Source organism: Flavobacterium labens, from assembly GCF_048286755.1.
Taxonomy (GTDB): domain Bacteria; phylum Bacteroidota; class Bacteroidia; order Flavobacteriales; family Flavobacteriaceae; genus Flavobacterium.
Genome location: NZ_JBLVPL010000001.1, coordinates 1012968 through 1030169, shown reverse-complemented (window position 1 = coordinate 1030169; position 17202 = coordinate 1012968). Strand labels below are relative to the sequence as shown.

Annotated in this window: 19 protein-coding genes; 7 read left to right on the top strand and 12 right to left on the bottom strand. The window is 35.5% G+C overall.

The window, feature by feature from the left end:
* Positions 1-19: 19 nt before the first annotated feature.
* The 3 genes from ACNQF8_RS04555 to ACNQF8_RS04545 form a co-directional block, all read right to left on the bottom strand.
* Positions 20-1459: a nucleoside recognition domain-containing protein gene (locus tag ACNQF8_RS04555; RefSeq protein ID WP_417950972.1), complete on the bottom strand. Its 1440-nt coding sequence runs from the start codon at positions 1457-1459 to the stop codon at positions 20-22.
* 125 nt (positions 1460-1584) lie between these two features.
* Positions 1585-2298 carry a 3'-5' exonuclease gene (locus tag ACNQF8_RS04550; protein WP_417950971.1) on the bottom strand — a complete coding sequence of 238 codons (714 nt, stop codon included), beginning with the start codon at positions 2296-2298 and terminating at the stop codon, positions 1585-1587.
* Positions 2299-2379: 81 nt separating this feature from the next.
* On the bottom strand, positions 2380-2850 hold the full coding sequence (locus ACNQF8_RS04545) for a methylated-DNA--[protein]-cysteine S-methyltransferase (RefSeq protein WP_417950970.1): 471 nt from the start codon (positions 2848-2850) through the stop codon (positions 2380-2382).
* Here ACNQF8_RS04545 and ACNQF8_RS15315 point away from each other — a divergent pair.
* Positions 2838-2915, top strand: a complete 78-nt coding sequence (locus ACNQF8_RS15315) for a tyrosine-type recombinase/integrase (RefSeq protein WP_470303434.1) — start codon at positions 2838-2840, stop codon at positions 2913-2915. The two genes, ACNQF8_RS04545 and ACNQF8_RS15315, sit on opposite strands and share 13 nt — an antisense overlap.
* A gap of 162 nt (positions 2916-3077) precedes the next feature.
* Here ACNQF8_RS15315 and ACNQF8_RS04540 read toward each other — a convergent pair whose 3' ends face one another.
* The 9 genes from ACNQF8_RS04540 to hemA all read right to left on the bottom strand — a co-directional run bounded on the left by ACNQF8_RS04540 (position 3078) and on the right by hemA (position 10730).
* Positions 3078-3464 (bottom strand): c-type cytochrome, encoded by a 387-nt coding sequence (locus ACNQF8_RS04540; RefSeq protein ID WP_417950969.1) that lies wholly within the window; start codon positions 3462-3464, stop codon positions 3078-3080.
* 39 nt (positions 3465-3503) lie between these two features.
* Positions 3504-4013 carry a DinB family protein gene (locus ACNQF8_RS04535; protein ID WP_417952961.1) on the bottom strand — a complete coding sequence of 170 codons (510 nt, stop codon included), beginning with the start codon at positions 4011-4013 and terminating at the stop codon, positions 3504-3506.
* 2 nt (positions 4014-4015) lie between these two features.
* Entirely contained in the window at positions 4016-5008 is a 993-nt protein-coding gene (hemB, locus tag ACNQF8_RS04530; RefSeq protein ID WP_417950967.1) for a porphobilinogen synthase, read from the bottom strand.
* A gap of 110 nt (positions 5009-5118) precedes the next feature.
* Complete coding sequence (gene hemF / locus ACNQF8_RS04525; protein ID WP_417950966.1) at positions 5119-6021, bottom strand: oxygen-dependent coproporphyrinogen oxidase; 903 nt, start codon at positions 6019-6021, stop codon at positions 5119-5121.
* Positions 6022-6024: 3 nt separating this feature from the next.
* A complete protein-coding gene (locus ACNQF8_RS04520; RefSeq protein ID WP_417952960.1) occupies positions 6025-6744 on the bottom strand; it encodes a DUF3667 domain-containing protein in 720 nt (239 codons plus the stop codon).
* A gap of 81 nt (positions 6745-6825) precedes the next feature.
* Positions 6826-7851, bottom strand: coding sequence for a uroporphyrinogen decarboxylase (gene hemE, locus ACNQF8_RS04515; RefSeq protein ID WP_417950964.1), 1026 nt, complete (start codon positions 7849-7851; stop codon positions 6826-6828).
* A 22-nt stretch (positions 7852-7873) separates the two neighbouring features.
* Complete coding sequence (locus tag ACNQF8_RS04510; protein WP_417952959.1) at positions 7874-8557, bottom strand: uroporphyrinogen-III synthase; 684 nt, start codon at positions 8555-8557, stop codon at positions 7874-7876.
* Positions 8557-9477, bottom strand: coding sequence for a hydroxymethylbilane synthase (gene hemC / locus ACNQF8_RS04505; protein WP_417953096.1), 921 nt, complete (start codon positions 9475-9477; stop codon positions 8557-8559). Before hemC ends, ACNQF8_RS04510 begins: the two co-directional genes overlap by 1 nt.
* Complete coding sequence (gene hemA, locus ACNQF8_RS04500; RefSeq protein WP_315205559.1) at positions 9474-10730, bottom strand: glutamyl-tRNA reductase; 1257 nt, start codon at positions 10728-10730, stop codon at positions 9474-9476. The genes hemC and hemA overlap by 4 nt, the downstream gene beginning before the upstream one ends.
* A gap of 228 nt (positions 10731-10958) precedes the next feature.
* On the opposite strand from hemA, the gene ACNQF8_RS04495 reads away from it, so the two are divergent.
* The 6 genes from ACNQF8_RS04495 (at position 10959) to ACNQF8_RS04470 (ending at position 17153) form a co-directional block, all read left to right on the top strand.
* Positions 10959-11834, top strand: a complete 876-nt coding sequence (locus ACNQF8_RS04495) for a helix-turn-helix domain-containing protein (RefSeq protein ID WP_315205562.1) — start codon at positions 10959-10961, stop codon at positions 11832-11834.
* Positions 11835-11933: 99 nt separating this feature from the next.
* Positions 11934-12989 (top strand): ferrochelatase, encoded by a 1056-nt coding sequence (gene hemH / locus ACNQF8_RS04490; RefSeq protein ID WP_315205564.1) that lies wholly within the window; start codon positions 11934-11936, stop codon positions 12987-12989.
* Positions 12990-14345 (top strand): MATE family efflux transporter, encoded by a 1356-nt coding sequence (locus tag ACNQF8_RS04485; RefSeq protein ID WP_417950962.1) that lies wholly within the window; start codon positions 12990-12992, stop codon positions 14343-14345. It begins immediately after the preceding gene.
* The gene (locus ACNQF8_RS04480; RefSeq protein ID WP_417950961.1) at positions 14332-14886 is read left to right on the top strand and encodes a CopD family protein; all 555 of its coding nucleotides are present in this window, start codon (positions 14332-14334) and stop codon (positions 14884-14886) included. The genes ACNQF8_RS04485 and ACNQF8_RS04480 overlap by 14 nt, the downstream gene beginning before the upstream one ends.
* A gap of 58 nt (positions 14887-14944) precedes the next feature.
* The gene (locus ACNQF8_RS04475; protein ID WP_315206214.1) at positions 14945-16360 is read left to right on the top strand and encodes an ATP-binding protein; all 1416 of its coding nucleotides are present in this window, start codon (positions 14945-14947) and stop codon (positions 16358-16360) included.
* A 10-nt stretch (positions 16361-16370) separates the two neighbouring features.
* The gene (locus ACNQF8_RS04470; RefSeq protein ID WP_417950960.1) at positions 16371-17153 is read left to right on the top strand and encodes an enoyl-CoA hydratase/isomerase family protein; all 783 of its coding nucleotides are present in this window, start codon (positions 16371-16373) and stop codon (positions 17151-17153) included.
* Positions 17154-17202: the final 49 nt, after the last annotated feature.

Below are 17202 nucleotides of genomic sequence, written 5' to 3'. Positions count from 1 at the left end.
TACATTCAAATTTCTATTTCTAAAAGAACCAGGTTGCCACAAAAATCGCAGTAATCACACAGATTAAATCTACGACAAGCATCGTTCCTAATGCATAACGAGTGTTTTTAATATTTACAGAGCCAAAATAAACTGCTATCACATAAAAAGTACTCTCGGCACTACATTGAAAAATACTGGCCAATCGTGCCGTTAAGGAATCAGCGCCAAAAGTGTTCATCGAGTCAATCAAGAATCCTCTTGATCCGGCAGAACTAAAAGGACGAAGTAACGCAACCGGTAAAGCGTCCGTGATTTCTTTACTTACTCCCATATTAGAAAAAATGAAAGCGATCCAATTACTTATAATTTCAAATAAACCACTGTTTCTGAACAAAGAAATAGCAACTAACATTCCCAAAACATAAGGAAAAATAGTCACTCCGGTTTTCACACCATTATTGGCTCCCACTACAAAACTTTCAAAAACTGTTGTAGATGCTTCCGTAAATTTTTTCTCATGGATGAACGAAAAAATCAAGGTAAAGGCAATAATTCCAATTAATATTAAAGCCGAAAGATTAGAGGTGAAATAGTTTTTACCGATTAAATCCAAATGATTTACATACATCAACAAACCAACAATTGCAGCTATTAAAACCATCAATACGATAACCAAAGAAGCGCTTTTGAAATTGATTCTTTGTTTTATTCCAACAATTAAAAAAGCGGCTATTGTCCCTATAAAAGAAGTGATAATGCAAGGCAACATTACATCCGCTGGATTGCTGGCATTTGCCGCTGCGCGATACCCTATAATAGATGTAGCGATTAAAGTAAGACCTGATGCGTGCAAACACATAAACATAATTTGTGCATCGCTCGCCTTGTCTTTCTCTGGGTTTATCTCTTGTAAACTCTCCATAGCTTTTAGACCAAAAGGAGTTGCGGCAGAATCTAATCCTAAGAAATTAGCAGCAAAGTTTAAGGTCATATAAGAAATAGAAGGATGGTTTTTGGGAATACTTGGAAAAACTTTTACAAAAACAGGACTTAATGCTTTCGCCAATTTTCCAGAAGCTCCAGAAATAATTAATAATTCCATTAATCCACAGAAAAAAGCCAAATAAGCCATCAACGGCAGGACTAAATCTAACAAAGTACTTTTACACGTTGGCAATAAACCATCTGATTTTTGAACGCCACTGTAGATTTTTACCGTTTTGTTTTTAAAAACATAAGTTGTGTCTGCATTTAACGTATCACGATTGATAATCATGGTTTGTTCTGGCGCTTTTTTGATGCTGTCTTTAATAAAAGCAGGAAGTTCTTCGGCAAATTTCTCCGAAACCAGAATTGGATCATCTTTCTTTCCGTTCAAAACGTGGTCAATGGTATAACTGTCTCCAGAAAACAAACTAAACACCACAAACACAATTGCTGAAATAAAAATGACCAACCAAAATCTACTCAATACCATAATCTATAATTTTTGTAAATGTAATAAATCAATATCAATAACAATTGCAATGTCAATTTCAATAAAAGAATTTTAAAATTGTATTTGCCATTGAATTTTGATATTGATATTGCCATTGAAGTTACTTACACATGAATAATCTCCTCCTCTATCAACAATTCTTCTCTACGTAATCGGAGGAAAATCTGTGCAACCGCAATTGTATCTTTCTCGCAATAGGTTACTATTCTATCAATATCCTTGTCTACATAAAAAACATGTCCTACTTGACTGCCGTCGATATCGCCTTTAGGCGAAGGGATTCCAAGTACTTTACACATTAACTTTAAGGAAGTAAAATGCTTGTAATCACCAAATTTCCACAATTCCAATGTATCTAAATGTGGAATTTCCCATGGTTTTTTTCCAAATAAATTCAGCTTGTTCGGAATGGCGATTTGGTTGATAATCATTCGTCGGGCGAGAAAAGGAATATCGAATTCCTTGGCATTGTGCCCACACAAAACATGTTGCGGCTGATTGAAATGATTGTTCAGAAGATTATTAAAATCCAACAATATTTTCTTTTCTTCTCCTAAGAAAGAAGTCACTCTAAAATTCCGAATATCGCCTTTGATGGTAAAATAACCTACCGAAATACAAACGATTTTACCAAACTCTGCCCAAATTCCCGCACGATCATAAAAATCCTCCGGCGTATATTCGTCTTTGCGTTGGTATTGGGTTTTGTGTTCCCAAAGATCTTTCATTTCAGCATCTAACGCATTGAAATCTTCGGCTTCCGGAACGGTTTCTATATCGAGAAACAGAATGTTATTGAGGTTTATTTTTTCTATCATTTTATGGCACGCAGATGACGCGGATTTTACAGATTTACACAGATTTTATTAAACTAATATACCAAATTTATTGACAAACCACTAAAAAAGAGTTTGTTGCGTAGTTGGATTCTCATGTTCTAATAACCATTTCTTTCGCCATAATCCACCTGCATAACCGGTCAATGAACCATCTGTTCCAATGACTCTGTGACAGGGAACGACAATCCAAAGCGGATTTTTCCCATTAGCAGAAGCAACGGCTCGAATGGCTTTGACATCGCCCAGTTTTTTAGATAAATCCATATAACTACAGGTTTTTCCAAATGGGATTTCCAGTAATCCTTTCCAGACTTTTTGTTGGAATTCAGTTCCTTTTGGATTGAGTGCAAAGTCAAAATCAGTTCGTATTCCTTCGAAATAATCATTCAGTTGTAAGACCGCTTCTTGCAAAACAGTTGGAATTCTATTTGAAACTTCGCCTTCATCCGAAACTGAAATTACGGATATTCCATTTTCATCCCCAATGATTGTGGCAATTCCTAAAGGTGTTTTGATACATACTGTTTCCATATTTTAAAGATAAAAAAATTAACCACATTGTTCCCAAAGAAGTAACAAAGTTCAGAAATAAATAAAAATCAGAACGTTTTGAACATAAAAAAACCACTCGCAGAGACGAATGGTTCTTGTATTTTAGCCCCGATAGTCCCGAAGCTTCGGGAGAAATCATTTATGTTTTCCTTTAAAAACATAAAAACACAGCGTAGAGCGGGATTAGCTCCTGAAAAATATCAGGATTATTTCAAATGTGAGTAAACGTAAGCTTCTAATGCTTTTAATTCATCATCAGACATGGCTTTAGTAACCGCAAAGTTTGTTTTCATAACTTCGTATTGGCTTGGGTCAACAATAGGTTCACCTTCGCCTTTTAAAAACGTTACGATACTTGCATTTTTATCTTTGTAAATCTTAGCAATATCCTGCAGACTTGGTCCTATCACTTTCTTGTCTACTTGATGACAGGCAACACAATTTCCTTTTCCTTTGAAAATTTCCTCCCCTAATTCCTCTGGAGTTTGGGCAACTTCTTCGGTAGTGGTTGGGTATAAAGGTTCTTTTTTGACTTCTTCTTTTTTACAAGAAGCAAAGGCTAAAACAGCAAATAAAAACAACGTCTTTCTCATAATATTTTTTTTAATTTTAAGTATCTAAATCACTAAAAATTACCAACCAATATATTTGGGTGGCTGAATTTGATTCAGATTCAAATATACTAAAATTTGTGCTCTGTGATGGGTAACATGATCTTGCATCAAGTTGAGTATTTGCAGTTTTGATTTTGGACCAACAAAAAAAGCTACTTTTTGGGATAATTCAGCATCATTGGTTTTTTGTACAAATGCTTTTGCTTTATCAAAAGAGGATTTTATTTCTTGGATTATTTGCGCTTTCGAAAGTCCTTTTACAGCTTCTTTTTTCATATATTTCTGTTCCGAAAAATGCGTTGTACTCAACCAATTCATATTCTCTTGTATGTGAAATAACTGTTCTCTAAATGACATTTCACGGGCAGTTGGTTTGTAATCATATTTATCTTCCGGCATAGCTTCTGCAACGGCTACTAAATAATCTTTGGAATTATCCCATTTCTCGATGAAAGTAGCAACTACCTCAACTTGTGCAAAAATGCTATTGGAAAGCAATAATACCGCTATTATTAAACATTTTTTCATGTTTATTTGTTTAAAAGTATTGCAGCTTCTTTAGCAAAATAAGTCGAAATCAAACTGGCTCCGGCGCGTTTGATACACATTAATTGTTCCATCATTATCTGATCATGATCCAACCAACCTCTTTCGGCAGCGGCTTTAATCATTGCGTATTCTCCCGAAACGTGGTATACCGTTACCGGAACATTTACCGCGTTTTTAACTTCACGAACGATGTCTAAATAGGCAATTCCTGGTTTTACCATAACCATATCAGCGCCTTCTTCCACATCCCACAACGCTTCTTTGATGGCTTCGATGCGATTAGCATAATCCATTTGGTATGTTTTTTTGTCTTTTGGAATTTCAGTGGCGTCAACAGGAGCGCTGTCTAATGCATCACGGAAAGGTCCGTAAAATGCAGAAGCATATTTTGCTGAATAACTCATGATTCCTACGTTATGAAAACCTGCAGCATCAAGACCTTCACGCAAACGCAGTACGCGCCCGTCCATCATGTCAGAAGGTGCTACAAAATCGGCACCGGCTTGCGCGTGAGAAACGGCCATTTTTACCAAGGCTGCGTTCGTCGAATCATTTTCAACATCGCCGTTTGCAATGATTCCGTCATGGCCATAAATAGAATAAGGGTCTAAAGCTACATCGGGCATTACAATCATTTCTGGGCAAGCCATTTTGATCGCACGAATGGCATTTTGCATTAATCCATTTGGATTCCAAGCTTCATTTCCTTCGTTATCTTTTAAATCCTCACTTACTTTTACATAAATATTCACCGCACGAATTCCCAATGCAAATATTTCTTTGACTTCTTCTACCGTTAAATCTATCGAACGACGAAATATGCCTGGCATGGAGGCAATTTCTACTTTATAGTTTTCTCCTTCAGCAATAAACATGGGAAACATAAAATCCGCTGGACTCAAACTGGTTTCACGAACTAAACTACGGATAGATTCATTCGTTCTTAATCTTCTGCCTCTGTGTAATGGGAACATATATTTTCGTTTAAAGTTAAACTTTAATTTATTTTTTTTAACCATTAAGAAATTAAGGTTCATTAAGGTTCTACACTTAATTTTTCTTAACTTGTTAATGGTTTAAGTATTTAAATCCAATTTTTAGTATTCTCTAATACGTTTACTAATTTTTCTTCTTCGCTTCCAGCTTCTGCATGATGGTCGTATACCCATTGCACATGTGGCGGCAAACTCATCAGGATACTTTCGATTCTTCCGTTAGTTTTTAGACCAAATAAAGTGCCCTTATCATGAACCAAATTAAACTCGACATAACGACCGCGACGAATTTCCTGCCACGTTCTTTGTTCTGGAGTATATGGTAAGTTTTTTCTTTTTTCAACAATGGGAACATAAGCTTGCAGGAAACTATTTCCAACTTCGGTTACAAAGTTGTACCAATTTTGCATACTCATGTCATCTGTTGCTTTGCAATAATCGAAAAACAATCCACCAATTCCGCGTGCTTCATTGCGGTGAACGTTCCAGAAATAGGCATCACATTGTTTCTTATATTTTGGATAAAACTCCGGATTATGTTTGTCGCAAGCGGTTTTACAAGTTTGATGAAAGTGAATTGCATCTTCTTCAAACAGATAATATGGGGTTAAATCCTGTCCGCCACCAAACCATTGTTGAATTACGTTTCCATTGTCATCGTACATTTCGAAATAACGCCAGTTCGCGTGAACGGTTGGTGTCATTGGATTTTTTGGGTGCAAAACCAAACTCAATCCACAGGCAAAAAAATCAGCTTCGCCTACATTGAACATTTTCTGCATGGCTTCGGGTAATTTCCCGTGAACTGCCGAAATATTAACTCCGCCTTTTTCGAAAACTTTTCCGTTTTCTATCACGCGTGTTCTTCCGCCTCCGCCTTCCGGACGTTCCCAAAGGTCTTCACGGAATTTGGCTTGACCTTCAACAGCTTCCAATCCTTTACAGATTTGGTCTTGAAGGTTTTGTATGTAGGTGTAAAATTGATTTTTCATTGCTTACATATAATATTTATTGACATATCCAATAATAAAGAAGATGGCAACGTGAGTTAATACACCTAATATAAATGCCAACAATGCGTTTAAATAATTTACTGTTTTTTTCTCTCCAAAAAACTGCCCGATTGCCCAAATTTGATAAACAATAAAGAAAATAGTCAAATTACTAAAAATATTTGTGATTTTAACTAATGTAATTATAGGAATTATTATGAGTAAACCTGTGGCTAAAACATAGGACATTAATACAATCATTTCGAAAATATTGTATTTTCTCTTTCTATATAACAATACTAACCAAGGTGCTATACAGAATCCTACAATAATGTTGGTGTACGCAATATGACTAATTAACCAATTGTCAATGGTTTTTAAATTTACTTTGTCTTTTAATGGTTCTATATAACCCACATTTAAGTAAGTATATTGAATATGAAAAAATGAGGTGAACAAAGTGAAAATTAACGATGCGAAAAACAAATAAACTATTGGTTTTACATATTTATTTCTATTTTCAAATAAATAGGTTCGAATAGTTTTTCCTGGTTTTATTATCAAGTGCCAAGCCGTAAAATGGAACCCTTTTTCGAAATGAAGCAAGTGTTCTATTTCATGAATTAGATAGTGAAAATCAATACGTTTTATTGTTTTGGGCTGTCCACATTTCGAACAAAACTCATCTACAATTTGATTATCACAGTTTTTACAATTTGTCATTTTATTTATAATCTGATTTCAATAATTCATAGTAATTAATATCTTCTATTTTATCAAGTTTCCAGTTAGTAAATTCTTGAGTTATTGATTATACTCCTTCACTGCATCAATAAACGCTTTCGCGTGATCCACAGGAATATTTGGTAAAATTCCGTGACCTAAATTCACGATGTATTTGTCTTTTCCGAATTCGTCAATCATTTCGTGTACCATTTTCTTGATAACCGGAATTGGTGACAACAATCTTGACGGATCAAAATTTCCTTGTAATGTGATGTTTCCACCTGACAAGTATCTTGCATTTCTTGGAGAGCAAGTCCAATCAACACCTAATGCTGATGCTCTACTTTTCCCCATTTCGCCTAATGCGAACCAACATCCTTTTCCGAAAACAATAACCGGTGCATCGTCTGCTAAAGCTTCAATGATTTGGTTGATGTATTTCCAAGAGAATTCCTGGTAATCTACTGGAGACAACATTCCGCCCCAAGAGTCAAAAATTTGAACGGCATTTACTCCCGCTTTTACTTTTTCTTTTAGGTATGCAATAGTAGTATCGGTAATTTTTTGCAATAAAACGTGCGCTGCTTCTGGATGTTGGAAACAAAATCCCTTGGCCATATCAAAACTTTTAGAACCTTTCCCTTCCACTGCATAACACATAATTGTCCAAGGTGAACCTGCGAAACCAATTAATGGAACCTCATCATTCAGCATTTCTTTGGTCAATTTGATAGCTTCAAAAACGTATCCTAATGTTTCGTGAACGTCTGGAACAATTACTTTCTCCACATCTTGAATCGTCCGAATTGGATTTGGTAAATACGGACCAAAATTAGGTTTCATCTCCACATCAATTCCCATAGCTTGAGGAATTACCAAAATATCTGAGAATAAAATCGCAGCATCGGGAGCAATTCTTCTTATTGGCTGAACTGTAATTTCAGCAGCTAATTCCGGAGTTTGACAACGGGTGAAAAAATCATATTTATCACGCAAAGCGATGAATTCCGGTAAGTATCTACCGGCTTGACGCATCATCCAAACTGGTGGACGTTGTACAGTTTCTCCTTTTAGTGCTCGTAAAAATAAGTCGTTCTTAATCATGTATTTAAATTTTAGCAGATTGCTAGATGCTTTCCGTTTTATAATATTCAATAACTTCCTTAATCACCTCTTCGATAGTTGGTGTTTCGGCAATTACTATGTTTTTAACTTTCTTTGATTCTAATGCTGATGCTGTGGTAGTACCTACGCAAAAACACACTTCATTCTTGATTTTATTATTTGTCAAATAACTTTCTACGGCAGATGGGCTAAAAAATAGAATTCCGTCAAAATTTTCTTGATCTGATATTTTAAAAGGCGCAAGAGTTGTTTGATACACTTCAATTTCATTAAAAGTTATTCCGGCATTTTTTAATGCTTGAGGCAACGTCTCTTTGCGCAAATTTCCGCTTAAAAAAGTATAGCTTTCCTTATTGTAAATCAAAGTGATTATTTCAGCTAATTCAGATGCGTAATCTAAATAAACATCCACTGTAAATCCATGCGACTCCAGTAATTCCTTGGTTTTAATACCTACGCAAAAAACAGGTTTCGTCTTTAAAACTTCCCAACCGTTTTGTTCAATCAAACTTAAAACAGCATTTTGGCTACTAAAAATCAAGTTGTTGTTGATGGTCTTTAATTCAAAAAGGTTATTTTTTATTTCGATGAAATCCTGTTCTAAAAGATCAAAATTAGCATCAAGAAATACTTGTCTTTGTTCTGCCGACAATGTTTTGGTGGATAAAATGCTTGTTTGACTCATTATTTCTTCAAATTAATTTTAATTTCTGTCATCAATTCTGCTCCGCCATTTTCTAAAATTTCTTTGGCACAATAAAAGCCTAATTTCTTCCATTCTTGCATCGGAACGGTTTTTTCGATTTCGATTTTTTGCTTCCCATCGATAGAAAACAGAACACCTTTAAACAAAATATCATCTTCTACAAAAACTGCTAAAGCGCCAATTGGTGCCGTACAACCGCCTTCGAGTGTTTTTAAAAACTGTCTTTCGATATGTGTACAAACTTCGGTATCAATATCGTTGAGTTCGTTTAGTGCTTGTCTGCAAAATTCATCATTTGCCATTGCAACAACAACCATAGCACCTTGAGCCGGCGCTGGAATCATCCAGTCCAAATCAATATAATCAGTTGGTTTCAAATTGATTCTCTCCAATCCTGCTGCCGCAAAAACGGCTCCGTTCCAATCGCTTTCCTGCAATTTCTGCATCCTCGTATTGACGTTTCCACGTAAATCCACTACTTTGTGATTGGGATATTTATTTAACCATTGTGCTTGACGACGCAAACTTCCAGTGGCAATTGTACCTTCGCCATTAAGAAAATCAAGGTTTCCTTTGTGTACCAAAATATCCAAGGTATTCGCTCTTTCCAGAACAGCCGCCTGAACAATCCCTATTGGCAAAGCTGTAGGAACATCTTTCATGGAATGCACCGCAATATCTACATTACCATTTATCATAGCGATATCGAGTGTTTTAGTAAAAATTCCTGTGATTCCTAATTCATAAAGTGGTTTGTCAAGGATGATATCTCCTTGTGATTTTACCGCTAAAATTTCGGTTTTATAGCCTAAATCATTTAGCTTTTTTTCGACGGTATGGGCTTGCCAAAGCGCGAGTTCGCTATCGCGAGTTCCTATTCGTATTGTTTTGCTCATTATCTTGTAGTCGCTCCTATTTTGAAAACTTTTTCAATCCATTCAATACTTTCATCTACCATGGTATCATCATCTTTCAAATGATTAGCGAAATGAGTCGTTATTTTTTGGATAATTCTGTTGCTGATAATCTCCGCTTGCTCTTCATTGAAATTTGAAATCTTTCTACTTTGGAAATCTAATTCAGATGTTTTTATCGCATTCAATTTTGCTTTCAACGCATTGATTGTCGGTGCAAATTTTCTGCCTTTAGTCCAAGTTATAAATTCCTCTTTGATTTCTTCAATGATGGCTTCAGCAGCAGGAATGTGTTTTTTTCTGTTTTCTAAAGTCTCGTCTGTTAGTTGTGACAAATAATCCATGTGAATTAGCGTAACACCTTCTATTTCTTCCACATTTTCATGCACGTTTTTCGGAATTGATAAATCCAAAATCAACATTGGTTTTTTCAAATTCAGAATTGCTTTGTCAATAGTTGGATTTTGTGCACCGGTTGCTACCACAACAACATCTGCTTTTTGTAGTTCCAAATGCAGTTCAGAATAATCTTTTACGATTAAATTCAATTTTCCGGCTAATTTCTCTGCTTTCTCTTTGGTTCTGTTGATTAAGGTAATATGTTCATTTTTAGTATGTTTTACTAAATTTTCACACGTATTTCTACCAATTTTTCCGGTACCAAACAAGAGAATGTTTTTGTTTCCAATATCTTGCACATTGTTGATAATATAACGAACTGCGGCAAAAGAAACCGAAGTAGCGCCAGAACTAATTTCTGTATCTGTTTTTATTTTTTTACTGGCTTGGATAACTGCATTTACCAATCTTTCCATAAAAGCATTGGCTAAACCCAACGATTTTGATTGTGAAAAGGAATTTCTTATTTGTGCGATAATTTCAAAATCACCCAGAATCTGACTGTCTAAACCAGTTCCTACACGAAACATGTGGCTGATGGCTTCTTGATTTTTATAGACAAAACCTACCTTTTGAAACGCTTCAACAGAGCCTTGACTATTCTCGCAAATTAATTTGATTAATTGAAACGGATGTTCCGCATAACCGTAAATTTCAGTACGGTTGCAGGTAGAAGTGACTATTAAACTCTCTATTCCTTCATTCTTAGCTTGTTCCAGCAAACGCGTTTTTGCAGCAGCGTCTAAACTAAACTTACCTCTAATCTCAGCATCTGCTTTTTTATAGCTCAATCCAACTGCGTAAAAATAGTGATGCTTTGATGTGTTATTGTTTTCCATATTTGCACTTTTCAAGAAAGTGGAACAAAATTATCATTATAGTTTTTATAAAAGTAACGCTAGAAGTTCTTTTTGTATCGCTTCGTGATTTTTTAATTCTAATGGCTTATTTTATGGTAAAAAAATCTATTTTTGTAATGAATTCAAGTCATTTGAATTAAGTTATTTAGAGTTGTTCTAAATAAAAAGGTTTGATAATTATGATTTTCATATTAAAAAAATATCGCTATGGGTTCTCAGGAAATTATAAAAATTGAAGATGACTTTACGCTTATCCGTTTTCAAAATGACGGCATCGAAAATTTTAACGCTCAACGTGAAGTCAGCAGTGGCCTGATTCAGTTTCATTTTGGATTAAAAGGAAGCGCCAAATTCATCTTTAATCAAGGGAATTATGCTTTGGAACTGAAAGAGGAAAAATCGTTGCTTTTATACAACCCACAAAAGGAACTGCCTTTAAATTTGGAATTAGCCCCAAATTCCTGGGTGATATCTGTGATTATATCTATCAAGAAATTTCACGCTTTATTTTCAACAGAAGCTGATTATATTACTTTTTTAAGCGCCGATAATAAAGATAAAAAATATTATAACGAAGGAAATATAAGTCCATCGATGGCAATTGTTTTATCGCAACTGTTCCATTACAGCTTGCATCCGTCGATTAAAAACCTGTATTACAAAGGAAAAGGATACGAATTATTGAGCTTGTATTTCAATAGAACCGAAGATCCAAACGCAGAACAATGTCCGTTTTTAATAGACGAGGAAAATGTAATGAAAATTAGAAAAGCCAAAGAAATCATCATTGCCAACATGGCCGAACCGCCAGGATTACAGGAATTAGCAGATGAAATAGGCTTGAATTTAAAGAAACTAAAAATGGGTTTCAAACAAATTTATGGCGATACGGTTTATGGTTTTCTATTTGACTACAAAATGGATTTTGCCCGAAAATTACTCGACAGCGGTTCCTATAACGTAAATGAAGTAGGATTGAAAATTGGGTACAGCACCGGAAGTCATTTCATAGCGGCATTCAAAAAGAAATTTGCCACTACGCCCAAAAAATATTTGATGTCAATCAACCCAAATATGCCGTAAACAATTGATTTCTTATATTAAACAATAAATAAAAAATAGTTAATCACAATTTATAAAAAAGTAAGTTTAATTACTTTTGTACCAACAAAAAAAGACAACATGAAAGGTGTATTATTAGTTAATTTAGGTTCTCCGGAAAGTCCAACTGCTAAAGATGTAAAACCATATTTAGATGAATTTTTAATGGACAAATACGTGATTGATGTTCCGTTTTTATTGCGAGCATTACTAGTTCGTGGAATAATTTTACAAACAAGACCTAAAAAATCAGCTGCCGCTTACGCAAAAATATGGTGGGATGAAGGTTCTCCATTAGTTGTTATTTCCAAAAGAATGCACGAAAAAGTACAAAAATTAGTTGACGTTCCCGTTTCCTTAGCCATGCGTTACGGAAATCCGTCTTTATTATCTGGTCTACAAGAACTGCATGACAAAGGCGTAACCGAAGTGCTGCTTTTCCCTTTGTACCCACAACATGCGATGGCGTCTACGACTACTATACTAGAATTAGCTGAAGAACACCGTAAAAAATATTTCCCAGAAATGAAATTTACGATTGTTCCTGCTTTTTATAACAAACCTGATTATTTACAAAACCTGGCTGATTCTATCAAAGGACATTTAGAAGGTTTTGATTACGATCATTTATTATTCTCATACCACGGAATCCCTGAGCGTCACATTCGCAAGACGGATATTACGAAATCACATTGTAAAATTGATGGTTCTTGTTGCAACACGCCTTCGCCGGCACATGAATTTTGTTACCGTCACCAATGTTACGAAACGACGAAACAAGTGGTAAAATTACTGGGAATCCCAGAAGGAAAATACAGCCAGACTTTTCAATCTCGATTAGCGGGTGACAAGTGGTTGACCCCTTACACGGATGTTGAAGTGAACAAAATGCCTGAAAAAGGAATTAAAAATCTTGCTGTTGTAACACCTGCTTTTGTATCTGATTGTTTGGAAACTTTGGAAGAAATTGCCATGGAAGCCAATCATGAATTTAAAGTTCACGGAGGAGAAAACTTCAAAGCAATTCCATGTTTAAATGACGGTGATGACTGGTGTAAAACCGTGAGTAACTGGATTTCAAATTGGTCGAACGCCTCTTCAACCGTTAAAGTTGACTCTGAAAAAATTAATGCTTAAATGGCTGTTAACGCCGATGAGTTAGGAACTCAGGACATCAAAAAACTCTTGATAAAACAAGCAGTTCCATCTTCTATTGGGATTTTATTCATGTCGGTTAATATTTTAATTGATACCATATTTGTGGGTCAATGGATTGGTTCTTTGGCCATTGCGGCGGTAACCGTAGTTTTGCCCATCACCTTTTTGATTTCTTCTTTAGGAATGGCGATTGGTGTGGGCGGAGGTTCAGTACTTTCCCGAGCATTAGGCGCGAATCACAAGGAAAAAGCATTGCAGACTTTTGGTAATCAAATTATGATGACTTTTTTATTGGCGTCTGTTTTTGTGCTATTTGGTCTTTTTTTTAGCGACGAAATGCTAATGCTTTTTGGTGCTAAAGGAGCTATAATGGAACCCGCTAAAGAGTTTTTTATTCCCATAATTATTAGTGTACCATTTTTGGCACTTTGCATGATGGGTAATAACGTGATTCGTGCAGAAGGCAAGGCAAAATTTGCGATGGTTGCCATGATTATCCCAGCATTTGTAAATATTGCCTTGGACATTCTTTTTATCAAATACTTAGATTTAGGAATGTTTGGCGCGGCTTTGGCTACAGCCATATCCTATTTTACCTGCTTCTTATTTGTACTTTGGTTTTTTGTTTTTAAAAGCGAACTAAAATTAAAAACAAGACATTTTAAATTCAACATTCCCATTGTCAAAGAAATAACCGAATTGAGTTTTGTCACGTTTTCGAGACAGGGAGTCGTGAGTATTTTGGCGATAATCCTGAACCATACTTTATACACATATGGAGGCGAACATTCAGTTGCTATTTATGGAATTATCAGCCGAATGTTGATGTTTGCCTTGTTTCCAATTCTGGGAATTACGCAGGGATTTCTACCAATTGCCGGATTCAATTATGGCGCGGGAAATTATTCAAGAGTAAAAGAAAGTGTACTGCTTTCAATAAAATATGCAGCAATTCTAGCCTCGCTGATTTTTGTGGTTATTCTAATTTTTGCCAAACCTATTGTTGCCGTTTTTACAACTGATCCACTCGTAATTGACCAAACTCCGGAAGCGTTGCGCTGGGTTTTTGCGGCTTCGCCAATTATTGCCGTTCAACTCATTGGCGCGGCCTATTTTCAAGCTGCTGGAAAGGCAAAAAAAGCATTGCTTTTGACGCTAAGCAAACAAGGATTTTTCCTAATTCCGTTAGTGCTGATTCTACCAAATTTTTTAGGTATTTTTGGCGTGTGGATTGCATTCCCAATCGCAGATATTTTATCAACTATATTAACTGGCTATTTTCTAAAAAAAGAAATGAATACAAAACTGATTCAAAATAACGATGGAATACTATAATTACCTTAAATCCTTACACCTCATCTTTGTAATCACATGGTTTGCAGGATTATTTTACATTGTTCGCTTATTTGTTTACCAAATAGAGGCGGCTCAAAAACCTTCGCCAGAGAAAGAAATTTTACAAAAACAGTACAAAATAATGACCTATCGCTTGTGGTATATTATCACTTGGCCGTCAGCAGTTTTAGCTAGTATTTTTGCTTTTTGGATGCTGTTTTTCACAGATTTAGGGCAAGCGTGGTTAAAAATGCCGTGGATGCACGTAAAACTTGGCTTCGTATTTGTGTTGTATTTATACCATGCCAAATGCCAACAAATATTCAAGCAATTGCAAAATGACGAGGTAAAATACACCACTACTTTCATGCGGTTGTGGAATGAAGGCGCAACGATTATCCTTTTTGCAGTGGTTTTTTTAGTAATTTTAAAAAATGCGGTCAACTGGATTTATGGCGTGATTGGGATTTTCTTATTTTCCATTTTGATAATGCTTGGGTTTAAATTTTATAAAAAAATTAGAGAAAGAAATCAATCTTAATATGTTTAAAAGCTTCAAAATATCAATGCTATCATTACGAATCAGGATTTTCCTTTCGATGATTGTATTGATAGTAATGGCTTCGGTTTTATTGGCTTCCATTTCTATTATTCAGTTTAAAAACGAAGCCAAAGAATACCACCAAGAGCGTTTAGAACGAAAAGAAGATGCGATAAAAGAACACATCAATTATGTGCTTTCGACCACGACATATCCTTTAACAAATGAGAATTTAGATTTAATTTTCAAAGATAAAATACACGAATTAGCTCAAATCCACAGTATTGAAATTAACATTTACAGTCTGGACGGAAAGTTGCTAAAGTCTTCCAAAGAATCATTTTCTGTTGATAAAGTAGCCCCGCCAATTCCCAAATACATTTTAAAACTGGTTCGCTCTTCGATTGAAAAAAGATACGTGGACATTAAAACTATTGATGGCAAAAAGAATCGTTCTGCTTTCAGCCAAATTAAAGACGACAAATTTAAACCATTAGGAATCTTAAACCTGCCTTACGTAGAAGACGACGGCTATTATGAAAACGAATTAAAAAGCTTTTTAATTCGACTGGGACAAGTGTATTCCTTTATGCTTATCGTCGCGTTTGCACTAGCCTATTTTCTCTCTTCTTACATCACTAAATCCTTAAAAACAATCTCAGATAAATTAAGCGAAACGAGTTTGAATCAAAAAAACGAAAAAATTGTTTTGGAAGCCAGTAGCAAAGAAATTAATCTTTTGATAAAAGCATACAACGGAATGGTGGATGAACTCGAGAAAAGTGCCATCAAACTAGCACAAAGCGAACGTGAAGAAGCTTGGCGCGAAATGGCGAAACAGGTGGCGCACGAAATCAAGAATCCGCTTACGCCAATGCGACTAACGGTACAGAGTTTTCAGCGAAAATTTGACCCAACTGATCCCAATGTAAAACAGAAAATGAACGATTACTCCGAAACGTTAATTCAACAAATTGACACCATGAGTGCGGTGGCTTCTGCTTTTTCAAATTTTGCATCGATGCCAGCGCAGCAAAATGAAACCTTGAATGTGGTGGAAGTGGTAGAACTCGCCATGGATATTTTCAACGAGGAATACATTGAATTTCACAGTGATTCTCCCGAAATTATTTCGAAAATTGACCGAACACAACTCATTCGAATTATCACAAATTTAGCGAAGAATGCCATTCAGTCCATTCCGGAACAGCAGGAAAACAAGTCCATTATTGTATCCGTAAAGAAAGAATCAAACAACGTTCTAATTACTGTTGCAGATAATGGAATTGGTATTCAGCCAAAAGACATTGACCGTATATTCGAACCTAAATTTACCACTAAAAGCAGCGGAATGGGGCTTGGTCTTGGAATAATAAAAAACATAATCGAAAATTATAAAGGAACGATTACCTTTGAAACTGAATTTGGAAAAGGAACTACTTTTACGGTTTCACTTCCAATAATTAACTCTTAAAATTATAATTATGAACTACGAAAATCTTTTAATTACAACCGAAAATAACATTGCTACGATTACCATTAATCGTCCTACAAAACTAAATGCGTTGAATGTTGCTACCATTTCAGATTTGAACAAAGCGTTTAAAAACTTAGGAAAAAATGATGAAATTCGTGTTATTATTTTAACTGGAAGCGGTGAAAAAGCGTTTGTAGCCGGTGCTGATATTTCAGAATTTGCTCATTTCTCGATTGAAGAAGGAACGCAATTAGCGGCAGAAGGGCAAGAAAAATTATTTGATTTCATAGAGAATTTAAAAACTCCAGTAATTGCAGCCGTAAATGGTTTTGCATTGGGTGGCGGATTAGAATTAGCGATGGCGTGTCATTTCAGAGTCGCTTCAGAGAATGCAAAAATGGGATTGCCTGAAGTTTCACTGGGCGTAATTCCGGGTTACGGAGGAACACAGCGTTTGCCACAATTAATAGGAAAAGGGCGTGCGATGGAAATGATTATGACCGCAGGAATGGTAACGGCACAGGACGCCTACAGAACTGGATTGGTAAATCACGTAGTTCCAGAAGCCGAACTTTTAGATTATTGTGTGAGTGTGGCAAATAAAATAATGAAGAACTCTCCGTATGCTATTGGCAAAGCCATAAAAGCAGTCAATGCTAATTTCAAAGAAGGAAAAAATGGGTATGAAGCCGAAATAAAAGCCTTTGGAAAATGCTTTGGAACAGAAGATTTTAAAGAAGGAACAACGGCTTTCTTAGAGAAAAGAAAAGCAGTTTTTACCGGAAAATAATAACAAAAGAGAGCCACATTGGTTCTCTTTTTAGTTTATAAATGATTAT

Coding starts and splice junctions, on each gene's coding strand:
- hemA (WP_315205559.1), bottom strand. CDS start 10,730: ATGGAAAACAATAACACATCAAAGCATCACTATTTTTACGCAGTTGGA.
- ACNQF8_RS04475 (WP_315206214.1), top strand. CDS start 14,945: ATGATTGTATTGATAGTAATGGCTTCGGTTTTATTGGCTTCCATTTCT.
- ACNQF8_RS04520 (WP_417952960.1), bottom strand. CDS start 6,744: ATGACAAATTGTAAAAACTGTGATAATCAAATTGTAGATGAGTTTTGT.
- hemB (WP_417950967.1), bottom strand. CDS start 5,008: ATGTTCCCATTACACAGAGGCAGAAGATTAAGAACGAATGAATCTATC.
- ACNQF8_RS04555 (WP_417950972.1), bottom strand. CDS start 1,459: ATGGTATTGAGTAGATTTTGGTTGGTCATTTTTATTTCAGCAATTGTG.
- hemF (WP_417950966.1), bottom strand. CDS start 6,021: ATGAAAAATCAATTTTACACCTACATACAAAACCTTCAAGACCAAATC.
- ACNQF8_RS04485 (WP_417950962.1), top strand. CDS start 12,990: ATGGCTGTTAACGCCGATGAGTTAGGAACTCAGGACATCAAAAAACTC.
- ACNQF8_RS04545 (WP_417950970.1), bottom strand. CDS start 2,850: ATGGAAACAGTATGTATCAAAACACCTTTAGGAATTGCCACAATCATT.
- ACNQF8_RS04540 (WP_417950969.1), bottom strand. CDS start 3,464: ATGAGAAAGACGTTGTTTTTATTTGCTGTTTTAGCCTTTGCTTCTTGT.
- ACNQF8_RS04495 (WP_315205562.1), top strand. CDS start 10,959: ATGGGTTCTCAGGAAATTATAAAAATTGAAGATGACTTTACGCTTATC.
- ACNQF8_RS04470 (WP_417950960.1), top strand. CDS start 16,371: ATGAACTACGAAAATCTTTTAATTACAACCGAAAATAACATTGCTACG.
- ACNQF8_RS04510 (WP_417952959.1), bottom strand. CDS start 8,557: ATGAGTCAAACAAGCATTTTATCCACCAAAACATTGTCGGCAGAACAA.
- hemE (WP_417950964.1), bottom strand. CDS start 7,851: ATGATTAAGAACGACTTATTTTTACGAGCACTAAAAGGAGAAACTGTA.
- ACNQF8_RS04480 (WP_417950961.1), top strand. CDS start 14,332: ATGGAATACTATAATTACCTTAAATCCTTACACCTCATCTTTGTAATC.
- ACNQF8_RS04535 (WP_417952961.1), bottom strand. CDS start 4,013: ATGAAAAAATGTTTAATAATAGCGGTATTATTGCTTTCCAATAGCATT.
- ACNQF8_RS04550 (WP_417950971.1), bottom strand. CDS start 2,298: ATGATAGAAAAAATAAACCTCAATAACATTCTGTTTCTCGATATAGAA.
- hemH (WP_315205564.1), top strand. CDS start 11,934: ATGAAAGGTGTATTATTAGTTAATTTAGGTTCTCCGGAAAGTCCAACT.